22 protein-coding genes are annotated in these 21,843 nt (G+C 37.1%); 8 read left to right on the forward strand and 14 right to left on the reverse strand.

The genetic code is table 11. The annotated features are described in order from the left end of the window. Positions 1–408: 408 nt before the first annotated feature. Together D0T08_RS25055 and D0T08_RS25060 are read right to left on the reverse strand one after the other, a co-directional pair. Complete coding sequence (locus D0T08_RS25055) at positions 409–588, reverse strand: twin-arginine translocase TatA/TatE family subunit (RefSeq protein ID WP_116985500.1); 180 nt, start codon at positions 586–588, stop codon at positions 409–411. A gap of 91 nt (positions 589–679) precedes the next feature. After that, a complete protein-coding gene (locus tag D0T08_RS25060; RefSeq protein ID WP_116985501.1) occupies positions 680–1,111 on the reverse strand; it encodes a YkvA family protein in 432 nt (143 codons plus the stop codon). Positions 1,112–1,456: 345 nt separating this feature from the next. Between D0T08_RS25060 and D0T08_RS25065 the strand changes: the two genes are divergently transcribed. The 3 genes from D0T08_RS25065 to secG all read left to right on the forward strand — a co-directional run bounded on the left by D0T08_RS25065 (position 1,457) and on the right by secG (position 3,684). Further along, positions 1,457–2,401 (forward strand): malate dehydrogenase, encoded by a 945-nt coding sequence (locus D0T08_RS25065; protein ID WP_116985571.1) that lies wholly within the window; start codon positions 1,457–1,459, stop codon positions 2,399–2,401. A gap of 194 nt (positions 2,402–2,595) precedes the next feature. Further along, positions 2,596–3,258: a hypothetical protein gene (locus D0T08_RS25070; RefSeq protein ID WP_116985502.1), complete on the forward strand. Its 663-nt coding sequence runs from the start codon at positions 2,596–2,598 to the stop codon at positions 3,256–3,258. Positions 3,259–3,315: 57 nt separating this feature from the next. After that, complete coding sequence (secG, locus tag D0T08_RS25075) at positions 3,316–3,684, forward strand: preprotein translocase subunit SecG (RefSeq protein ID WP_116985503.1); 369 nt, start codon at positions 3,316–3,318, stop codon at positions 3,682–3,684. A gap of 79 nt (positions 3,685–3,763) precedes the next feature. Here the strand turns inward: secG and D0T08_RS25080 are convergent, their stop codons facing one another. After that, positions 3,764–4,138 carry a DUF2304 domain-containing protein gene (locus D0T08_RS25080; RefSeq protein WP_116985504.1) on the reverse strand — a complete coding sequence of 125 codons (375 nt, stop codon included), beginning with the start codon at positions 4,136–4,138 and terminating at the stop codon, positions 3,764–3,766. Between the two features lie 153 nt (positions 4,139–4,291). Then, a complete protein-coding gene (locus D0T08_RS25085) occupies positions 4,292–5,533 on the reverse strand; it encodes an ABC transporter permease (protein WP_116985505.1) in 1,242 nt (413 codons plus the stop codon). A gap of 254 nt (positions 5,534–5,787) precedes the next feature. Between D0T08_RS25085 and D0T08_RS25090 the strand changes: the two genes are divergently transcribed. After that, positions 5,788–7,350 (forward strand): M20/M25/M40 family metallo-hydrolase, encoded by a 1,563-nt coding sequence (locus tag D0T08_RS25090; RefSeq protein WP_116985506.1) that lies wholly within the window; start codon positions 5,788–5,790, stop codon positions 7,348–7,350. Positions 7,351–7,375: 25 nt separating this feature from the next. On the opposite strand, the gene D0T08_RS25095 is transcribed toward D0T08_RS25090, so the two are convergent. Both D0T08_RS25095 and D0T08_RS25100 read right to left on the reverse strand, forming a co-directional pair. Further along, positions 7,376–8,638, reverse strand: a complete 1,263-nt coding sequence (locus tag D0T08_RS25095) for an RNA polymerase sigma factor (protein WP_229239050.1) — start codon at positions 8,636–8,638, stop codon at positions 7,376–7,378. 2 nt (positions 8,639–8,640) lie between these two features. Continuing rightward, the gene (locus tag D0T08_RS25100; RefSeq protein WP_116985508.1) at positions 8,641–8,994 is read right to left on the reverse strand and encodes a YciI family protein; all 354 of its coding nucleotides are present in this window, start codon (positions 8,992–8,994) and stop codon (positions 8,641–8,643) included. A gap of 206 nt (positions 8,995–9,200) precedes the next feature. Here D0T08_RS25100 and D0T08_RS25105 point away from each other — a divergent pair, with 206 nt between their 5' ends. Further along, positions 9,201–10,463 (forward strand): asparagine synthetase B, encoded by a 1,263-nt coding sequence (locus tag D0T08_RS25105; protein WP_116985509.1) that lies wholly within the window; start codon positions 9,201–9,203, stop codon positions 10,461–10,463. 78 nt (positions 10,464–10,541) lie between these two features. Here D0T08_RS25105 and D0T08_RS25110 read toward each other — a convergent pair whose 3' ends face one another. The 3 genes from D0T08_RS25110 to D0T08_RS25120 all read right to left on the reverse strand — a co-directional run bounded on the left by D0T08_RS25110 (position 10,542) and on the right by D0T08_RS25120 (position 12,148). Beyond that, complete coding sequence (locus D0T08_RS25110; protein WP_116985510.1) at positions 10,542–10,736, reverse strand: DUF2188 domain-containing protein; 195 nt, start codon at positions 10,734–10,736, stop codon at positions 10,542–10,544. Positions 10,737–10,777: 41 nt separating this feature from the next. Next, positions 10,778–11,374: a DUF4142 domain-containing protein gene (locus tag D0T08_RS25115; RefSeq protein WP_116985511.1), complete on the reverse strand. Its 597-nt coding sequence runs from the start codon at positions 11,372–11,374 to the stop codon at positions 10,778–10,780. Positions 11,375–11,788: 414 nt separating this feature from the next. Further along, positions 11,789–12,148: a LytTR family DNA-binding domain-containing protein gene (locus D0T08_RS25120; protein ID WP_116985512.1), complete on the reverse strand. Its 360-nt coding sequence runs from the start codon at positions 12,146–12,148 to the stop codon at positions 11,789–11,791. Positions 12,149–12,557: 409 nt separating this feature from the next. Between D0T08_RS25120 and D0T08_RS25125 the strand changes: the two genes are divergently transcribed. Beyond that, positions 12,558–12,857 (forward strand): GNAT family N-acetyltransferase, encoded by a 300-nt coding sequence (locus tag D0T08_RS25125; protein WP_116985513.1) that lies wholly within the window; start codon positions 12,558–12,560, stop codon positions 12,855–12,857. Between the two features lie 3 nt (positions 12,858–12,860). Then, positions 12,861–13,421, forward strand: coding sequence for a DinB family protein (locus tag D0T08_RS25130; RefSeq protein WP_116985514.1), 561 nt, complete (start codon positions 12,861–12,863; stop codon positions 13,419–13,421). Positions 13,422–13,501: 80 nt separating this feature from the next. On the opposite strand, the gene D0T08_RS25135 is transcribed toward D0T08_RS25130, so the two are convergent. Together D0T08_RS25135 and D0T08_RS25140 are read right to left on the reverse strand one after the other, a co-directional pair. Continuing rightward, positions 13,502–14,974, reverse strand: coding sequence for a hypothetical protein (locus D0T08_RS25135; RefSeq protein WP_116985515.1), 1,473 nt, complete (start codon positions 14,972–14,974; stop codon positions 13,502–13,504). 306 nt (positions 14,975–15,280) lie between these two features. Next, a complete protein-coding gene (locus tag D0T08_RS25140) occupies positions 15,281–16,456 on the reverse strand; it encodes an aldose epimerase family protein (RefSeq protein ID WP_116985516.1) in 1,176 nt (391 codons plus the stop codon). Between the two features lie 173 nt (positions 16,457–16,629). Here D0T08_RS25140 and D0T08_RS25145 point away from each other — a divergent pair, with 173 nt between their 5' ends. Further along, positions 16,630–18,621: a M1 family metallopeptidase gene (locus D0T08_RS25145; RefSeq protein WP_116985517.1), complete on the forward strand. Its 1,992-nt coding sequence runs from the start codon at positions 16,630–16,632 to the stop codon at positions 18,619–18,621. Positions 18,622–18,638: 17 nt separating this feature from the next. Here D0T08_RS25145 and folB read toward each other — a convergent pair whose 3' ends face one another. From folB to D0T08_RS25160, 3 genes are all read right to left on the reverse strand, one after another. Beyond that, the gene (gene folB, locus D0T08_RS25150) at positions 18,639–19,019 is read right to left on the reverse strand and encodes a dihydroneopterin aldolase (RefSeq protein ID WP_116985518.1); all 381 of its coding nucleotides are present in this window, start codon (positions 19,017–19,019) and stop codon (positions 18,639–18,641) included. A 54-nt stretch (positions 19,020–19,073) separates the two neighbouring features. After that, positions 19,074–20,675, reverse strand: a complete 1,602-nt coding sequence (locus D0T08_RS25155; RefSeq protein WP_116985519.1) for a DivIVA domain-containing protein — start codon at positions 20,673–20,675, stop codon at positions 19,074–19,076. Positions 20,676–20,869: 194 nt separating this feature from the next. Next, a complete protein-coding gene (locus D0T08_RS25160; RefSeq protein WP_116985520.1) occupies positions 20,870–21,775 on the reverse strand; it encodes a WD40 repeat domain-containing protein in 906 nt (301 codons plus the stop codon). Positions 21,776–21,843: the final 68 nt, after the last annotated feature.

Consider the following 21,843-nt stretch of genomic DNA (forward strand, 5'->3'; position numbering starts at 1 on the left):
AAGCATTACTAATTAGATATGAGGCTAAAGCTTTAAACTGGCTTTGTCTAAATATTATAGGGATAGCTGTCTGTTTTGTAAGAAAAATAAATCGTCAACTAAAATGTTAGACAAGTTCTATATAAGAGTATACGCAAGGGTATATAAAAACGGCAACAGAACGTTTGATAAAGTAAAATATACAAAGAGTTTCAGCATTAAATCAGGAGCCTCCGATTGGTGTAAAAGAAGACATTGGTGATACATGGCACTAGTAGTAAGAAAATACCGAAGAATAGATACTTGTGATTTTGAAGAACAATATGTAATTGCGTATTAAACTTAGCAGTCTATAAACAAAAAACAATAGCAATCCATGCAAAAACATGAATGCTATTGTTCTATAGATTAGGGCTGAATAAGAAAATATTATTTACTATCTTCTGTTGCTGCCTTTTCGATATTTTCTTTTACTTCACGAGAAGCATCTTTGAATTCACGGATACCTTTACCTAATCCACGAGCTAATTCTGGAAGTTTTTTAGCTCCGAAGAAGAAAAGGACAACTACTAAAATCAAAACCATCTCTGTTGTTCCAAGACCAAACATGACGTAATAAGTTTAAATGTTTTCTACAATAATTTAACACAAATATAAACGAAATTCGAACAACTAAAAAATTAAATTCCTCTTAAATCCTTTACTTTGGCTGAGGGACAGCCTTTTTCCATTGTTCAAATTTTTCAATTTCATCACTGATACTTTTAATAATAAACATCAGCAAAGCGACATCGTCGGTCAGACCGACAAAGGGCAAAAAATCCGGTAACAAATCAATTGGGGAGATAAAATAAATAAACCCCGCAACGACTTTTAACAGATTCGGTAATGCAATATTTCTATATTCGCCTGTTGCATAGGCTTTTAATAATCCACCTAATAAAACGATTCTGTCTCGCAGTACATCAAATGTTGCTCCCACTCCCATACCCTGTACTTTGACAAGCGCGCTCTTTAAAAGATTAAGCAAACCTGGCGCGTTTTTCACCATTCTTGGGGCTTTTCTTAAAGCACTTTTATAAAAGGCTGATTCTAATACTCTAATAAGCAGGTTTTTGGTGTCTGATGCCATTTAAGTTTTATAAAGCTTTATGTACTTATATAAACGTTTAATTTACAAAAAAAGATAAGCCTTTAAGAAAAAATACAAAAAAAACGTATAAAAACCTTGTATTATATTAGTTTTGTCCAATAAATTTGGGCAAAATTTCTTAGTTACCCACTTAAAGCGCTTAATCTTATATCATAAAAGAGAAAAAAGCCCCGATTAGTTCATAATCAGAAGTTGGTAGCTCAATTATTACATTTATTTATTTAAAATATTTATGAAACTTCATGTGAATAAATTACCCCAAAACATGAGATGTTTCCAACCAAACAAGCTCTTTTCAGAGCATTTATGGGGTATTATTATCAAATGAAAGTAACCGTAGTTGGTGCAGGTGCTGTAGGAGCAACCACCGCCGATAACATCGCTCGCAAACAGATAGTTGATGAAGTAGTATTGCTAGACATCAAACAAGGTGTAGCAGAAGGAAAAGCAATGGATTTAATGCAAACCGCTTCATTAGAAGGTTTTGATACAAGAATCATTGGTTCGACTAATGACTATGCTAAAACAGCAAAATCTGATGTAGTAGTTATTACTTCTGGCTTGCCACGTAAACCGGGTATGACTCGTGAAGAATTAATCGGTATCAATGCAGGTATTGTAAAAGGAGTAGTTACTCAGATCCTTACGCACTCGCCAAAAGCTATTTTGTTGATTGTGTCAAACCCAATGGATACGATGACTTACCTTGCCTTGCAGGTAGCTCAATCGATGGGTGTGAACAAAAAACGTGTAATCGGTATGGGTGGAGCGTTGGACTCTTCACGTTTCCGTTACTTCTTATCTCAGGCAATGGGTGTTTCTCAGGGAGACTTACATGCTAATGTAATCGGTGGACATGGTGATACAACTATGATTCCATTGACTCGCCTGGCTACCTGGAATGGTATTCCGGCAAGCAGATTTATCTCTAAAGAAGCTTTGGCTAAAGTTGCTGCTGATACTATGGTTGGTGGTGCGACTTTAACAGGTCTTCTAGGAACTTCGGCATGGTATGCTCCAGGTATTGCTTCTTGCTCAATGGTAGAAGCGATTATCCGTGACGAAAAACGTATTGTTCCTGCTTCAGTTTCTTTGAATGGTGAATATGGTCAAAAAGACATTTGTTTAGGTGTGCCGGTAGTTTTAGGGAGAAATGGTTGGGAGAAAATCGTTAACTATCGCCTGAACAAAGAAGAGCAAGAAGCTTTCGCAAAATCGGCTGATGCAGTAAGAAACATGAATAATGTTTTAAGTACTTTAAGTATCTAATAGGTAATAGAATAGAAGATTTATTTCTGTTTTTTTATACTAAAGAATCTCGTAGCTATTTCACTACGAGATTTTCTTTTCTAGAAGCAATTATTCTAACAAAACAATCATATTTAATGTTTTATTCATAAATTTGATTAAGAATCCTAATATAAAAGCTATATCCCTAATTGTTTCTATAACCGTGCTTACAAATGCTTGACAAGAATAATTTTATCGACTTCCTGAATAATCCGCAGTCGTTAAGTCTTAACGACATTATGCTCATGGAAAATATGACCAAAAAGTATCCATATTTCCAGTTGGGCTATACGATGATTGCGAAAGGGATTTACACCAAAGCCCCCGAAATTGCCCACGATGCTATCCGCAAAGCAGCCATTTATGCCCTAAGCAGAAATGCGCTTCGCAAAGTGATAGAAAACGATATTGACTGGAACGCCAATATTACCGCCCGATTAATTGACACACCCACAGAAGTTAAATTTTCGCCTGATTCCATTGAGGAGGAACTAAACCGTGAAAAGTTGGAAGAAGAACTGATAGAATCTATTGCTAAGCCTGCTCTACGTAATATTCAAGAAGAACAATTAGCGCTTATTGAGCAATTTATTAAGAAAGAACCCCGTATTCAGCCTATACGTACTAATATTAATGCAGAAGAAGTTGAAGACCTTAGTGAGCGTAGCACTACCATGAAAGGCCCACTTTTAACCGAAAGTTATGCAAAAATTTTATCTCGTCAGGGAAGATTTGCACAAGCCATAGAAGTTTATCATAAACTTATTGCAAAAAATCCCGAAAAAAATACTTACTTTGCAGAAAAAATAGCGGAATTAGAAAAGAAGATTCTCTGATAAGGAGGTTCTTGATTCGAGATAAATCATTGGTCAATTTAATTTTTATTTGAAAAGATGTACACTACAATCTTAGTTTTGATGGTTATTGTTGCCATTTTATTAGTTTTAATTGTATTAATTCAGAATCCAAAAGGTGGTGGCATATCAAGCGAGTTTAGTGGTGCTGGTTCACAAATGTTTGGTGTGCAACGTACAGGAGATTTATTAGAGCAACTTACCTGGGGTTTCTTTGCATTTATTATTGTAGGAGCTTTGGTATCAGGTATTTTTATCGATAAAACCGGGTCTGGTGCACAAGACAATGGTCTGAATGTAGAAAAAACACAGACTCGTCCGGCAACTACTCCAGCTCCAACACAAGCCCCTGCAACTGCTCCGGCTCAAACACCTGCTAATACAACTCCTGCTCAACCGCAGAAATAATATTAGTCTAAGATATTTAAAAGCCCTGATAAGTTCTTTATCAGGGCTTTTAGTTTTATAGACTTGTGCAAATAGATTATTAATTGTTAGTCTTCTTAACTGACTCTGTTTCTTTCATTTTCTGCTCGTTTTCTTGTTTTAAGAGTGCAATCTCCTGCGCTAATTTCGTCATATTCTTTTGCAGTTTCGAATTAACTATTGAGAGGTGAAGTAGATAAATTAAGATAATAAAGATAAATCCTGTAAAAACCAGATTAGGTGCTTCGTAAACGCCAAACAATCTGGACATAACTTCAAGACCATTCCTCCAGATAGAGAAGACTCCTAAAACAATAGTACAAATCAGCCATACAATCGCGTATTCTTCCCGTAATTTTCCTTTTATAATTAGATAAGCAATCGAAAGGATGAAAAAGAAATTAATAACAATGGTAATAATCTGAATGCGTGCCATAGTAGTAACAGATAATGTAGATTTAAGGATAAGCTGTCTTATTTCTGCGAATAACAGAAGTAAAATTAAGAAAATTACTCACAAAAACATCATAAACAATAAAGGGTATAGAAACTGATTTCTATACCCTTTAGTTTTGCGATTATACTTTGCTTATTCGTAACGAAGTGATTCGATTGGATCTAATTTTGATGCTTTATAGGCCGGGTAAATTCCTGAGATGATACCTACCACTACGCAGACGATTATACCCATAATCATCCAGCCCCAGGGAACAATAAAGCTACTTTTCTCACTAATTACTTTAGCAATCACATTCCCGACGGATATGCCTAATATAATCCCTCCTATCCCTCCTAAAATACATATAACAATGGCTTCCATCAGGAATTGTAATCGTATTTTAAATGGGGTAGCACCAATCGCTTTTCTGATACCAATTTCGCGGGTACGTTCTGTTACCGAAACCATCATAATATTCATCAAGGCTATAGCCGCACCTAACAAAGTAATAGTACCGATACCAAAACCACCTATTCTTAAGTAACCCGTTACATCTTCAAAATCTTTTGCTAAAGCATCAGACCTTTCCATCTCAAATGATTTAGGTTTGCTAACAGGGTCTTTTCTTACACGTCGCATAACAGCCTCTGCCTCTCCCATAATATAATCCATATCTGACACATTGGGAACAGAGGTGGTTATATCAAAAGTAAGCGTTCGGTTACCTGCTATTTGTCTGCCGGTCTCTAAAGGGACTAATGCCACACGGTCGTCCCCTCCCCCATTAATACTTCCTTTTTTCTCTAAAACACCAATTACCTTAAATCTCAAACCAAGCAAAGTGATGTCTTTATCAATTGGGTTTTCTTTTGGAAATAATAAGGTAGAAAGTTCATTACCCAGAATCACCACATTATTGGTAAAGTCAATGTCATTTTTATTAATATCTCTACCTGCCTGCAGCTTATAGCCCTTAATCGTCAGGAAATCCTCATCAATCCCACGTATCAGAGTATTAGGATTAGTTTTAATTGATTTATACTTTAATTGTGCTGCCCCTGCCACATTGGTATAGATACTGATGGTAGCAGGTGTTTTGCCTTGAAACAAAGTTTTATACAATTTTGCCTGACGGTAATCTATTGGCGGAAAATCTTTATCGTTTACGCCCCCACTTCTGCGTCTCCAGGGCCTTGGGCCTTTAATATCAAATGAATTAGCCCCCAGGCCTGCAAAACTATTATCTACCGAGCTTTGCATACCATCAATGGCCGTTAGGATACCTACCAGAGAGGTAATACCGATAGCAATAATCAATGCCGTCAGCACCGTACGGAGCATATTTCCTTTGATAGACCGAAGTCCTTCCCGGACGTTTTCTTGTAAATTCATTTGATACTCGCTTAAAATGGAGAGAACAGGGAGACGCCAGAGGCATCATTTATATTTACAAAGTTCCATAAGAGTTTTGAAACCTACAAACCAATGAGATAATTGATTCAGCCGTTTATCATTATTTTCAGACGAATCGTCTCTTTTTTCTCAAAAACAGGGCCTCATTTGATACTTTTAGATAAAATTAACCAAAATAAACAGAGAAATACCTAATTTGGGTATTTAAATAACCTCATCTAACAAATTCTTTCATGAAAAAAACTACCCGTTCTCTTATTGTTGGTCTGATGCTATCTGGTAGCTTTAGTTTTGCACAAACCAAAGAGACTTCGAAAGACCCTGTTATTGCCAACATTATTAAAGAAGAAACTGAAAACTCTCAACTGGAAAAGATTGCCTCTGAGTTAATGGACGGCATCGGCCCACGTCTGGTAGGCTCTCCACAAATGCAACAGGCGCACGATTGGGCTATTGCCAAATACAAAGAGATGGGAATCCCAGCCAGAAATGAGAAATGGGGCGAGTGGCGCGGTTGGGAAAGAGGTGTATCCCATATTGATATGGTTTCGCCACGTGTCAAATCATTAGAGGGGATGCAATTAGCCTGGAGCCCAAGTACAAAAGGACAGGCAGTTATAGCCGAAACAATTATTATACCTGATTTGGCAGATTCATTGGCATTCAAGAAATGGTTACCTAACGTAAAAGGTAAATTTGTGATGATTTCTATGAATCAACCAACGGGTCGCCCAGATTATAACTGGGAAGAATTTGGTACCAAAGAATCGGTTGAAAAAATGAAAGTTGACCGCAATACTCAGACTGAGGCATGGACAAAACGTATTAATAAAACAGGTTACACTGCACGTACGCTTCCTGTGGCTTTAGAAAAAGCAGGTGCAGTGGGTATCGTGATGTGTTATTGGTCGAAAGGTTTTGGTGCCAACAAGATTTTTGGTGCGAATACAAAGATTGTCCCAACCATTGATATTTCAGTTGAAGATTACGGACTTTTATACAGATTAACTGAATCGGGTATTAAGCCTAAAATCAGTGTTCGCGCCGATTCTAAAGAATTGGGTGTTGTCCCTACATTCAATACTATCGCTGAAATAAAAGGCACTGAAAAGCCAAATGAATATGTGATGCTTTCGGCTCACTTTGATTCTTGGGATGGCGGTACAGGAGCAACCGATAACGGAACTGGTACGATAGTAATGATGGAAGCCATGCGTTTGTTGAAGAAATTCTACCCAAATCCTAAAAGAACTATTCTGGTAGGCCACTGGGGTAGCGAAGAACAAGGTCTGAATGGTTCAAGAGCTTTTGTAGAAGATCATCCTGAAATTGTGTCAAATCTGCAAGCTTTGTTTAATCAGGATAATGGTACTGGCCGTGTGGTGAATATTACAGGCCAAGGTTATTTGCATGCGTACGATTATTTAGGCCGTTGGTTATCAAAAGTACCTGCTGAATATAAGAAAGGACTAGAAACCCGTTTCCCTGGTGCTCCGGGTGGTGGTGGATCTGACTTTGCATCTTTTGTTGCAGCAGGAGCTCCCGGATTCTCTTTGAGTTCATTAAACTGGTCGTATGGCACGTATACATGGCATACAAACCGTGATACTTACGACAAAATCGTATTTGATGATGTGCGTAATAATGCTATTCTGGCTGCTATATTAGCGTATCAGGCAAGTGAAGATCCTGCCAGAACTTCAACAGAGAAAAGTGTTTTACCACTCAATGAAAAAGGAGAAGCAGGTGCCTGGCCTGCAAAGAGATCTCCAACGCGTAAAGGTGGTTTAGATTAATATTTACAAAGGCCTATGAAGAAAATCATAGGCCTTTTATTTGATTCAATTTCTTTTCTATTAATCGTTTTTCTGGTTCTGACCTGACTAAGGTCAAAGCTTTTTCATAACATTGCCGGGCTAAAGTATAATCTGTTAACTCGCTATGCAAATCGCCCTTGGCAGTATGATAGATATAACTTTGATTCAGACTATATAAATTTTCGAGGTCTTCTAAAGCTACTTTTGCACCATAGACATAGCCCTTAGCAATAGCTCTACTTAAATATACGAAAGGCGTTGGTTTCAAATCTGCCAGCAGATTGTATAATCTTAAAATTACCTCCCAATTAGTTTTCTCAAAACTTTCAGAAGAGGCATGATATGAGGCAATGGCGGCTTCAATATGATACTCACTGATTTCAATACCTGCTGAAGACAGTCTGAAAAACTGGTATGCACGAGAGGTCATGAAATTATCCCATAAACTGCGGTCCTGGTCTTGCAATAAAACGATAGCGCCTTTATCATCTATTCTCGCTGGAAAACGCGCCACCTGAAAGCACATCAAAGCCAGAAGCGCATTGGTATTGGGCTGGTTAGTTACCGGGTTTCTGGTTAAGAGCAAGCAAATACGAATTGCATCTTCACACAAATCTTGTCTGATTAACTGATCCGGGTAAGAGGAGCTATACCCCTCATTAAAAATCAGGTAAATGATTTTTAGAACTGCTTCTAATCGGGCGGTTAATTCTTTTGATTGAGGTACTTCTAGTTCAATACTTTCACTCCTTATTTTTTCCTTTGCTCGATATAAACGTTTATTAACGGTATCTTCAGTTGTCAGAAAGGCCCGTGCAATTTCGGCAGCATTCAAACCGGCTAATGTTTTAAGGCTTAGCGTAATTTGAGATTCTAAGGCTATAGCAGGGTGACAACAGGCAAATAACATTCTTAGCTGGCTGTCTTCTATTTCGTCTGATAAGAATAGTTTGCCAAGAGTATTTTCTTCATGGTCTGAAAAATACGTTAACTCCTGACTTATTTCATTGAATAGTTTTTCGCGACGTAATAAATCAAGCGCCTGATTTTTAGCGACTCGATAAAGCCAAGCTGAGGGATTATCAGGTATCTTACTCCTCCACTCATTAAGGGCCTTTAGAAGCGTATCCTGTACTATGTCTTCAGCAATTTCAATGCGGTCAAAACCAAACATACGCGCTAAAACAGCAGTCATCTTTCCTGCCTCATGACGGAAAAGATGACTAACTAGCTGATTGATATGCTCGTATTTGTTGTTTTCAGTCAATTTTACTCAAAATTCTGAATTGGTCTTACTTCCACTATGCTATCGTATTCATACATGGGGCAACCTTTTGATAATTGAATAGCTTCTTCAATTGAATCGGCTTTCAGAAGCATATAGCCGCTTACAATTTCTTTGGCTTCGGTATAAGGGCCATCAGTTACTATATGATTTAACCCCTTAACGCTCTTGCCTGTAGGGTAAAGTGCATCAGTAGCTATCAGTTTGCCTTGTGCGGCTATGCCACCAATCCAGGTATTCCACTTTTGTAGTTCGGCCTGCATGTCTTCAGGTGAAAAATTTTCGTACATTGATTCAACTTGCATTTCGTTGCGGAAGATAAGCATAAATTTTTCCATGATTCTGTAGTTTTAAATAGTGATAAAATTAAATTTCGCTCTGAAGACGAATCAAACTTTCAGTTTTGGACAATCATTCAATATTTTTTTTTAAATTGCTTAATAGCTGAATTTTAAAGAACAGGTCAAATCCAATAAGGCTACTTTTTTTTCGTTTATTGGTATAATGATTGCTGTAATATCATAAATTAATCCGGTTTTTACCCATGAAGAAATTATTAATTTTAATATTGTTTTCGATTTCGTTTGTCACTCAGGTATTCGCAAATAAAATACTGATTCCGATGGACGAAAGGCAAAAAAATCACCTGAAAGCTTATGGCATTGCATTCTGGCTTTTGAAAGAACATGGGACAGAGATTGAATGGTTGTTGAATTACAGAGGTGGAAGTTTTTTATTTGATGCTTCTCAAAGTTACATTAATGAGTGTGTAATCAGAGGTGTTAGTTACGAAACTATTTCGGATGCTGAATCACAATCTATTTTAGCGCAGATTGCCTCACCTGATGCCAATATGGATGCCGTAAAGCTAAATAAAGCGCCAAAAATAGCAGTATATTCTCCTAAAACAACCCAGCCTTGGGATGATGCCGTGACACTGGTTTTAACCTATGCCGAGATCCCTTACGACAAGATATTTGACGAGGAGGTATTAGAAAATAAATTGCCTGAATACGATTGGCTACACTTACACCATGAAGATTTTACGGGGCAATTCGGTAAGTTCTTGCGTATGCGTGGGCAAGCCTGGTATCAGGAACAAAAGCAGGAAGCAGAAACCATTGCCAGAAAATATAATTTCTCAAAAATTTCAGATCTGAAATTATCAGTTTCTAAAAAAATCCGTGATTTTGTATTTGGTGGGGGCTATATGTTTGCCATGTGTAATGCAACCGATACTTTTGATATTGCGCTGGCAGCGGATGGAATCGACATTGTTGAATCTCCTTATGATGGTGATGGTGCAGACCCGAATGCAGACAAAAAGTTGAAATTTGAAAACGGTTTTGCTTTTCAGAATTACAGATTGTTCATGAATCCTTACGAAATGGAGTTTTCAACGATTGATAATCAGCAGGAAGAGCGGGGTGTAAATGAAACTAATGATTATTTCTCGTTATTCCAGTTTTCTGCTAAGTGGGATCCGATTCCGACCATGCTTACGCAAAACCATGCAAACCTTATTAAGGGGTTCATGGGACAAACTACTGCTTTTAAGAAACAATATATCAAACCTGATGTCATTACGATGGCAGAGAATCGTTCATTAGGCGAGGCACGTTATATTCATGGAACAGCGGGCAAAGGCTTCTGGACTTTCTACGGTGGCCATGACCCCGAAGATTATCAACACTATGTAGGTGAAGAGCCGACCGATTTAAATCTTCATCCTAATTCGGCAGGTTATCGTCTTATTTTGAATAATGTATTATTCCCTGCGGCAAAGAAGAAAAAACTGAAGACTTAATTTTTTTTACAATACTTAATGCACTAAAAGAGCCACTAAGACTAACGCTAGTGGCTCTTTTATATTCTTATCAATTCGTTAAGATTCACCTTTCTTAACTTTCTTACCCCTGTTTTTTGCCCATTCTTCTGCTTTAGAAGTGGCAATTGCAATGGCTGAACCTTCTTCTCTCCCGTCTTCTAATAAAGCGTTGGCAATTTCAACCGCTTTATTTCTGACTGGTGCAGAGAGATTTTTCATGGATTGCGGATAATCTGATTTTGTCCATGGCATAACTGTATTATTTAAGAGAATAGATTACCTATTCTCGTTTTCTACATTTTATCTGTTATTTTCTCAATTCTTTCGGCTTCCTCCTTATGATGTTTTAGTGTTGGAAGCGTTTTAGCTGCAAATGCCTTCAAGTCAGCATCATTACCTTTATCAGCTAATTTCTCGAATTTATCGATGTCTTTTTTATGGTCTTCTACCATTTCGTCCATATATTTTCTATCGAAATCTTTACCGCTTTTTTCTGATACATCATTAATAGTTTTCTGATGTGCATCAGGTAAAGTTGTTGGTAAAACTATGTTTTTGTTACTAGCCAGAGTTTTCAGTTCATCATTGGCTTTGGTATGATCATCAATCATCATTTGTGCAAATTTCTTTACTTCTGAAGAGGTAGCTTTTGTAACTGCAATTTTTGCTAACTCAACTTCCATCATTCCGCCACCTGCTAAATCTACTACCATTTCTGCATCATCTTTCTGTGCTGAGGCTACAGAATCTGTTGGTGCTGTAGCTTCAATTGCTTCATTGTTTACTTGCTCGGTGGAGTCTTTAGAATCTTCGCTACTGTTTGAATTACATGACGCCATTCCTAATGCAAAGACGATGGCTGAGCCTAATAATATGCTTTTTGTTTTCATGATAAAATAAAGGATTTAGTTTACATAGAAGAACTTTAAAAAAGCTGTGCCAATCCTTAAAAAAGCAATTTTCTGGGGTTTATTTTCTACTTATATTTTTTAATAATAAAATATAGAGTTTGTATGCCAATGAAGAGTTCTGGATATTTTCTTTACTAGAATGGGCAATATATTCTACATATTGGGAGTTTATTTGCCGAGCAGTGGGGATTAAGGAAATGTTTAAAATTTGCTTAAGATATACTGAAATTGAGACATTAAGTGGATTAAATTACCCATTTGTGATATAATAAGACTTATCTACTATCTTCAATAAATACACAACTAATTTATAATGAATGAATTATAAAAAAAAGCGATCGGATGAATAGCAATTTCATCGGACCGCTTACGATATATTTTAAGATGCTAAAGCTAAATTTGCTTGTATCTTGCTTCAAAATCTTTAATCCGACGTCTTGAAATAGATAGTTCTTCGCCTGATTGAAGGTAAACCGAACCAGTCAATTTCTCCAGTTTTATTTTTTCAATATGAAGCATATTAATAATTACTCCTCTGTGAATTCTGAAAAAATAAGGTAATCCCATGAGTTTTTGCTCATAAACCTGTAAATTTCGTGCGCTCAATAAGGTTCTTCCTTTTGTCAGATAAAGAATCGTATAATTAATTTTACTTTCAAGGAATATGATTTCGTCGGGGCGAATGAACTTAGATTTGCCTCCACTCAAAAAACGTAAGGTAAATGATGGATTCATTGGAAAGGAAGTTTTCATGGCGTTTATAACAAATTCTACTTATTTCTAAGCAAAACCGCTACCAAAGTAATAAAATATAATACAATTCTTTTAAATGATGTAAAATATGTATGCCACTGCTAGCAGATGTGCGGTAATATAATCTTCCCATTTGCTATTGAAACCAACAATCCCCGCAATATTACTCTTAGTTTATGACTTATTCTCAGCTGCCTTTAAAATTTCAAAGTGATTCCTATTTAATTAAATCATCTTTGATGGTTGCATCTTGGTAGATTTATAAGAATTAAAATTGTAAAAATGATTCAATAGAAAATCTATTCTTTATTAACTTATTTCATACTGAATAGCTAAAAAACATTTTATTTTCAGGAAAATCTGTAATTTTATAACGTTTCAATTTTCAATTACTACATATGAATATATTATGACAGATACCCTTAAAGTTACGCATCAGCCAGAAGATAATCTTTTTCTTATCAATATTGGTGAAAATATGGCTTATCAGGAATACATTCAAACAAAAACTGATCTGGTTATTATACATACTGAAGTGCCCAGAGAACTGGAAGGGAAAGGTATAGGAAGTTTACTTGCAAAAAATGCCTTAGTTTATGCAGAAGAAAATGGACTGAAACTCATGCCGTTATGTCCTTTTATGGCTGCTTATGTACGAAAACATTATGAAGAATATAAGCACTTACTAGCTCCTGGTTTTAATGTCTGACGAATGAAAATATCACGAAAAAATGCCTTAAAATCATTGTTCGGAACATTGATAGGCCTGCCTGCTCTGGCAAAGAGTGATGATAAAAAAGACCTGTTAGGATTTAAGGAAGAATTTAGCGCAGCCTGGAAAAGCTCGCAAGACTATACGCTCAAAATCTTTAACCAGATGCCCGAAGAAAAACTCGAATATAAGTATACGCCTGAGTCTTTTTCTTTCAGAACTCAGTTCGTGCATTGTATTACTTTTACAACAGCACAAATTTGTGGGAGATTGAATCTGCCAAACCCCTATGACGAAAAAGAAAAGCAGAATGGCTATTGGGCGAAACTATCTAAAGTAGAATTAGAAGCCGAATTGAAAGGATTTTATGCATGGGTTGAAAAAACTGTATTACAAACCAAGCCTGATAAATTGGCACAATTGGAAGGCTATGCTGGTGACAAGATTCCGGTCTGGAGATTATTATATGCTTTAGAAAACCATATCATTCATCATCGTGGGCAAGCAATCTGCTATTTACGTCTGAACGGTATAATACCTATTGGATATATTGGCTGGTAAAATTCATTTATTAATATGCCAACAAAAAACCTCTGCAAGTATTACTTACAGAGGTTTTTTTATTTCAGGTAAACAATTTCTTATTTTTCTACACAAGAGCCTTCTTTACCATCTTTGCAACAACGGTTGTAAGATTTGCTTAGTTTTTTGTATTGGCCTTCATCGATGCTTACATATAATTTATTGTAGTCACCAACCATTACATCTTGTTTTGTAAAGTTATAATTCAATGTTACCGGAATATTTACATTTTGATCAGGAAGTGGGTTACCGTTAGCGTCACACACTCTGAAGATTTTAGAAACGTTGCTTAAACCTGAAGTAACAACTTCGTAGCTAGATTTAACAGGCACCGAGAAAGAACCTAAGCAAAGGTATTTTTCTGGCATTTCGCCTTTAGCTAATTTACCTGCTTTTTTGTATACACCAATTACAGTTACGCTTGGGCTTGCACTCTTAATGCTACCATCCTGAATTTCAGTTCTACCTAAGAAATTGATTTTCTGGTCAGCACATTTAGCAGCACCTGCTGTTCCAATAGTAACATCAGACGGGCTTTCAGATAAAACTTTTTTCTCGAAAGTCTGAGTACTTGCAGTTGTAGCACTTGGAGAAACCGGACAATCTTTGTACGCTTTACCTAGAGCTTTGAATTGTTTTTCGTCAACGTTTAAATAGATTTTATCTCCTTCGCCAACCATTACTTCTGATTTTGTAATTTTATAATCCAGGTTCAAAGGTAATACAAGATTCATTGCTGCAGGAGCCGCTGCACCTTGATCAACACAAACTGGAATTGTTTTTGAATAAGCCATTTCGCCTTTTACGTTGAAATCGTAGGTAGCACGAGAAGCAACCGGATATGAACCTAAGCAAAGACCTTTAGTTCCATTTACAGCGATAATTTCCATTGTTTTGCTGGCGTTCAATACATCACCACTTGAGATTTCACCTTTAGCACTGATACTGATTTGTTGCTCAACACAAACAGTTGGTGGTACCGGCGGCACTGGAGGAACAAATGGGAAATAAGAAGGAATATGGAAAGCATTACCGCATTTTTTCATTACATATATGTAACAATCGCCTGTTTTTGCTTTTATTTTGAAAGTTTCAAAATCGCGTCCTAAGATTGACCACACATATTTGTGACCTCTTGCATAAGCACCCATCCAGCCAGTAGCTCCTTTTTGGAGAATTTCAGGTGTGATGGTACTTACAGTAAATGCAGGATCGTTGAATCCTGTATAGCCCAAGGCTATCAATAAATCATCCATCTCTTTCTTGATGCCTCTTTGATTTCTCTGATAAACCCTCTTCAGGTGGTTATAGGCAGATTGTGCCGTATGACTAGGAATTTCTCCAAATTGTGGGCTGGTACCAAGTCTGTTCAAAACAACAGGTTTTCTATCGGCATTGCCTTGGAACACTTTATAAGGTAATGTGTTACAAGGGTTCAGTTGTTGTTGACTCGGCGTTGGATTCTGTTGGGCATAACCCAGCAACGGTAATAATACCACAAGTGTGAGAATTCTAAATGAAGAAGTTTTCATTTTTTTAGATTTTTAAAGTGTCTGAATAAATTTCTAATCCAATCGGATACAAAAATAATTTATTTAAATTAAAGTGACAGAAACGGATCCTTTATGAAAAGATTATTTCTATCTATTAGGTTTTGTGAGTTTTTAGGTCTCTTAAGGTGTTTTAGAGAATGATTACGAGACTCTTTCCCGCAAAAATGGTAATTATTTAATTTAAAAACAAAAACTAACACAGAATGTTATTAGCTCCTGGCGGTTTTCTTTATTTTTTTGCATCGAACGGTTTAAACAGGCTTTTATTAAAAAACAGGACAATTCTTATTTGCTCGAAAATTTATATATCGTGGTAGTCTTATACGTTTCACCCGGACGTAGAACTACAGTCGGAAATTTAGTCTGATTTGGTGAGTCAGGGAAGTGTTCTGTTTCGAAACAGAAACCATAACGCTTCTTATATACTACACCGTTTTTTCCGGTAATTGATCCGTCTAAAAAGTTTCCGGTATAAAACTGTACTCCAGGTTCAGTAGTCTTTACTTCCATAAAACGACCAGTAGTTGGCTCATATGCCGTTGCTGCCAGAATCAACGAATCCTTTTTAGGTTGATTCAGCACCCAGCAATGGTCATATCCACCTCCTGCTTTTATTTGTGCATCAGTCGAATCATTAATTCCTTTGCCAATTGTTTTTGGTGTTGTAAAATCAAATACTGTACCTTTTACTGCTTTTAACTCGCCAGTAGGTATTAATGTTTCGTTCACTGGCAAAAAACGATCTGCATTAATCATTACTTCATGTCCTAAATGGTCTGTTTTACCGCCTGTCAAATTGAAGTATGAGTGTTGAGTCAGGTTCAAAACCGTTGGTTTATCAGTAGTTGCCGTATAGTTTATTTCAAGCGCATTATCCTCGGTTAAAACATAAGTAATTTCCACATTCAGATTGCCCGGATACCCTTCATCACCATCTTTACTTACATGATTTAACTTCAATCCGTTTCTACCATCTTTTAACTCTTCACTTTTCCAGATTACTTTATCGAAGCCGATTTTTCCGCCATGCAGGTGATTAGGGCCATTATTTTTTAATAAATTATAGGTTTTGCCATCTAAGGTAAATTTCGCATTGGCAATTCTATTACCGTATCTACCTACTAAAGCACCAAAGAATGGGCTCGATTTCAAGTAGCCAGATAGTGAATCATACCCTAATACTACATCTTCATATTTACCATCTTTGTCAGGTGCCGTCCAGTGAGTAATCAATCCGCCATAATCACTAATTTTTACCTCCATACCTTTTGAATTTTTCAAGGTATAAAGGCTTACCTCCTGGCCATCAGGTAGTTTCCCCCACGATTGTTTTGAAATAGATGCTTCTGCTTTTGTTGTTTCCATTGTATTTTCGCTCTTTTTAGACTGACAGGCAATACTGGTGTACATGAGTAGGATTCCTGCCAAAAACAATTTGGACTGCGTTTTAAAATTATTCATAATTATTGAAGGGGGTTGTTTTGATTGCCAATATTACATAAAAACTGTTAAAATAAGACTTTGTTCGATAAAGATTTATGAATTTTAACCTCTCTCGTTAAACGAAAAGCCTATCTTTACCGTTAATTGAGCATTATTTAACAATTTCAAACCAATATTATCTTCATCCAGATATGCAAATACGCAAGATATTTATTGTCGGCCTATTAGTTGCGACACATATAACTCAGGCACAAACCCCCGCTGTATCCAAATACGATCACAGGGATGCGTTTAACCCTTTGTTTAATTTCATGCCCGGTACTGCTTACCGTAGTGGTACAGGTGCACCAGGGCCTATGTATTGGCAAAACAGGGCAGATTATAAAATCAATGCTACGCTTGATGAAAACGCCAATACCCTTACAGGAGAAGTAGAAATTACCTATAAAAACAATAGCCCTGACAAACTTCCTTTTGTCTGGTTACAGTTAGATCAAAATCAGTTTAATGACAATTCTCGTGGGGGTAAAACTACTGCCATTGTGGGTGGTCGTTTTGGAAATACAGGTTTTGAGGGAGGGTATACTGTACAATTTGTCAGTGCCGAGAAAAAAGTTGCTACAGGTAAAAAATCGTCGCAACGGTCGGTATATGCAGAGCATTTAATTGATGACACGCGCATGCAGATACGTTTATCTGAACCATTAGCAACTGGCGAAGAATTAAAGATAAAAGTAAGCTACTCATTCAAAGTTCCGCGTTATGGTTCTGATAGAATGGGTAAACAGGATACACAAAACGGAACAATTTATGAAATGGCGCAATGGTATCCTCGAATGGCTGTGTATGATGATGTAGAGGGCTGGAATACGCTTCCTTATCTTGGTGCCGGAGAGTTTTATCTGGAATACGGTGACTTTGAATATAATGTTACTGTACCCTGGGATCATATCGTAGCAGGCTCAGGAGAGTTGACAAACCCTAGTGAGGTGATGACTGCCGAGCAAATCAAAAGATTTAATGAAGCAAAAAACAGTGATAAGACAGTTATTATCAGAAGCGCAGTGGAAGTGACAGATGCTAAGTCAAGACCAAGAAGCAGTGGCACATTGACATGGAAGTTTAAATGTAAACAAGCACGCGATGTAGCCTGGGCATCATCTAAAGGATTTGTATGGGATGCCGCTAAAATTAACCTACCTAGTGGTAAAACCTCTATCGCTCAATCGGTATATCCGGTTGAAAGTGCAACCAATGATAGCTGGAACCGCTCTACGGAATACGTAAAAGGTTGTATTGAGTTTTACTCGAAATATATCTATGAATACTCGTATCCTTCAGCAACAAATGTGGCAGGTGTAGTAGCAGGTATGGAGTATCCGGGTATTGTTTTCTGTAGCTACAGAGACAAAACCGAGAGTCTGTGGGGAGTAACTGACCATGAGTTCGGGCATAACTGGTTTCCGATGATTGTGGGAACCAATGAAAGAAAATATGGCTGGATGGACGAGGGATTCAATACTTTTATTAATACACTTTCAACCAAAAACTTTAATAATGGGGAATACTATCAGCCTGAAAATGCTCGTCAGTATGCGCCGTATTTTTATGATCGTGACCCAATCATGAATATTCCTGATGTTGTTCAGGCAAATAATCTGGGCTTGGCGGCTTATGTAAAACCCGGTTATGGTTTGACAATGTTGAGAGAATTAGTTCTGGGTGAAAAACGTTTTGATTATGCTTTTAAAGAATATGTAAACCGTTGGGCATTTAAACATCCTACTCCTTTAGATTTCTTCAGAACCATGGAAGATGCAGCTGGTGAAGATCTGGGTTGGTTCTGGAAAGGCTGGTATGTGAATGATTGGAAAATTGACCAGAGTGTAAAAGATGTAAGCTATATTCAGCAGGATGCGACAAAAGGCTCGGTAATCACGATTGAAAATCTTGAAAAAATGCCAATGCCGGTAATTGTTGAAATAAAAGAGGCTAACGGTACTACCAAACGAGTTGACTTACCTGTGGAGGTATGGCAACGCGGAAGTTCATGGAGCTTTAAATATCCATCAACTTCAGCTATTGAATCAGTTGTCGTTGACCCAGATAATAAACTACCAGACGTAAATGCCAAGAATAATATCTGGAAACCTACCAGATATAGTTCGCCACAGGCAAATTAATAGAGAATAAAAGCTTTTCAGCCTTCTTCTACCGGAGGAAGGCTGAAGGGTGTAGTGATTGAAATTTTTGAACGTTCGCAGACCCCTCCAATAGGTGGATTGAATTTTGAAACATCCACCGTTATCTGTTGAATTTCGGGGAATTGTTCCTTAACCGCTTCAATAATTTTATAAGCAATATGTTCTAATAGCCGATGTTTTATTTTCATAACATCGGCTATTATTGTATAAACCACTTCATAATTGACTGTCAAACTTAATCTGTCTTCCTGTGCTGCACGATTCAAGTCGGCTGTGATGGCAATATCAATAGAATATTTATTACCCATCTTTTGCTCTTCGTCGTAATAACCATGATAAGCAAAAAACTCTAAGCCTTCAAGCGAGATTATTCCCATAAATTTTACTAATCAATTAAATTTTGTGTGAGTATCTATTTGTTTTTGAGTGTATCAGATATTATCAAAGAATGAGCCACCCCCACTAGTATCATTATTTTTACCAATCACATCATTGACAGTTGGTAATGGGGAGGTATCTTTTGCTGGGCTATCTGCTTTCTCTACCATAGCCTTTCTAATAGCTGCTTTTACCTTGTTTACTTTTTCAAGCATTTCTTCGGTAATAGACTCAATATTATTATCAGCTACCGGTTTAGGTTCTTCGGCTTTCGTAGTTTCGACTTTATTAAAAGGCACTTCATTAACAGGAACCTCCTGTGGCTTAACTGGGGTCTCTTTTTCTTCTTCCTGAGTTTCACCAATAGTATCAAAAAATGCTACGTTACTATCAATGCCTCTTTCTTCTACATCTTCTACTATCCTGCCACCTACCAGACGGTCTTTCATTTCTTCCAGCTCTGCAAAACGGCCTTCCGCGGCTAGCAAGGATTGCTCTACCCAAGTACTTGGGTCGTGCATGGCGTAATGAGGGCCTGCGTTTTCAAGAATCTCACGAATTTTGAAAACTGGTGTAGTAGCTAAGTCTTTGAAAGTAAATATGCCGGAATCATACAATAGCATGGCTATTTTTGGTCCAATTCCTTCTATTATTTCTAATTCATCAGGTTTCTTTTGGTCTGCAACTGACACTTTTTGTGCTACAGGCGTTTGTTCAATAGGGGCTTGTGGCTCAGGCTCAGATTCTTCTACCTTGGTTTTAGCCTCTTCCTCTTCTGTTTCTTCTACAGGACCTTCTTCAATAATATCATTGGCTGATGAATGAACGGTGCTTTCTTCCGTTTCTTTTTCCTCATAATCCGCATGATTTACAGGCGTGGCTTCTACTTCATTTTCTAATTCTTTAACCCCATTTGCTTCCGTCTCTTCTTCAGTTTCCTCAGAAGTTTGCTCTATTGCTTGCTCCTCAACTGGTTCAGCAGCTACTTCGGCAGAAGTTTCTTCGCTTTCTCTTATTTCTTCAACTATCGCTTCTGTTTCCGGCACTTCCGGTTCGTCTTCTTCAAGCTCTGGTGTTTGTTCTGCACCTGATAAGATACTGCCTGCTTCCTGAATCTTCTTATTGATACCCTCTTTATCAAATTTATCTTCAAAGCGTTGTACATGCTCTAAAGTAGCATTAGAAAGACTACGCATTTGAACCAATAAGTTAGTCTTGTAATGATCCATGGCTTTGAAATCACGTTCCAAAGCTTTTACTTCTCCTAATACTTCATCTTTGATATATTTGGCTCTGGTTTGGGCTTCCCGTAATATTTCTGCTGCTTTAGTATTTGCTTCTTCCAGTATTTGCTCACTTCTTTGTTTCGATTCCTGAATATGCTTCTCAGCTTGCTGATTAGCCTGTTCAGTAATCATAGTACTTGTATCTTCTGCTGTTTTAAGAGTCTTAAATAAGGTCATTTCAATCTCCCGAAGCTTGCTTGCTTCTTTTTCAGCCATTTCAAGTTGCATTCTAAGCATCTTGCTTTCGTTAAGTATGCGTTCCCATTCCTGCGAGAGATTCGCTAAAAAATTATCAACTTCTTCGATATTGTAGCCTCTGAAAGTTTTTTCAAATTCATGTTGGCGTATTTCGAGCGGTGTAATTTTCATTGTGTCAATGTTTTATGGAAATATTAAGGCAAAATTAATAAAAAAACTATCGGTACTCCTTATTTAAGCTATTTTCTTCAATTTTGCAAGAAAGCAGGTAAATAAAAATTCGGTTTCAATTAGTTAAAATAGTATAACTAATTTAAATAACTGTTTTGTTGGGGTTTTGATTATATTTTTTTTATCGAAAGGCGCTATTCGAGCAATTTCCATACTGAAATTGTACGGTCATCACTACATGAAACAATTTGTTGGTCATAATCTGACCACAAAACCTTGTTTACTGAAGTACCATGTCCAGCATGTCTTGCACGGTCTATTACCTTTAGTAGTTTCATTTTTTCGGCATCCCAAACCTTAATAGACTTGTCCATACTACAGGTAACAAATCGCTGACCGTCAGGACTAAACGATAGATGATTAATGGCAAAAGTATGCGCTACAATCTCTTCTTCTAAGGTATATTCACGCTCTACATTCCAGATTTTCAGGCGAGCATCTCTACTTCCTGACAATAGTAAATTAAAATCGGGAGAGTACTTAATGGTAAAGACAGAATTGTTGTGAGCGGCTATGATTTTCTTTAAATCAAAGGTCTTTAAATCGAATATTTTAATAGTATTATCACTATAACCTGCTGCTAATTCTCTTTCTACCGGATTAATTGCCAGGCATCTTACACTCACATTTGCAGCTTTAATATGTTTACGAAAACTCAAAGTTTCGGTATCAATAACTGAAATGATACCATCACCACCTGCAATAAACGCCTGATTATCGTATATCTGAATATCAAAATACAAGGCAGGAGCTAATTTTAGTGAGCGGATTTCCTGTTTGGTTTGAATATCTATTACATGAATGCCCTCCTGATTCTCGGCTATCCATAGATGATTAGGTTGTGGCAGATAGGCTAAAGTATAAACCGAGTTTTTTACTTTGGCGATGAGTTCCCCGACATCAGGCTTTTGGAGATTCCATCTAACGATAAAACCATCTCCTGCCGCTGAAAAAAAACGGTGATTTTCTCCTGACTTTTCTAAGGCATATACGCAATCGCGATGGCCAGTAAATGTATCTATTTTATCAACTTGTATCATGGCTTTACATGATTTTTTCAGTCATGTAGCTAATTGTTTTCTGACAATACTTACTTTTGCTTGCAAAA

Source organism: Emticicia sp. C21, assembly GCF_003418935.1.
GTDB lineage: Bacteria > Bacteroidota > Bacteroidia > Cytophagales > Spirosomataceae > Emticicia.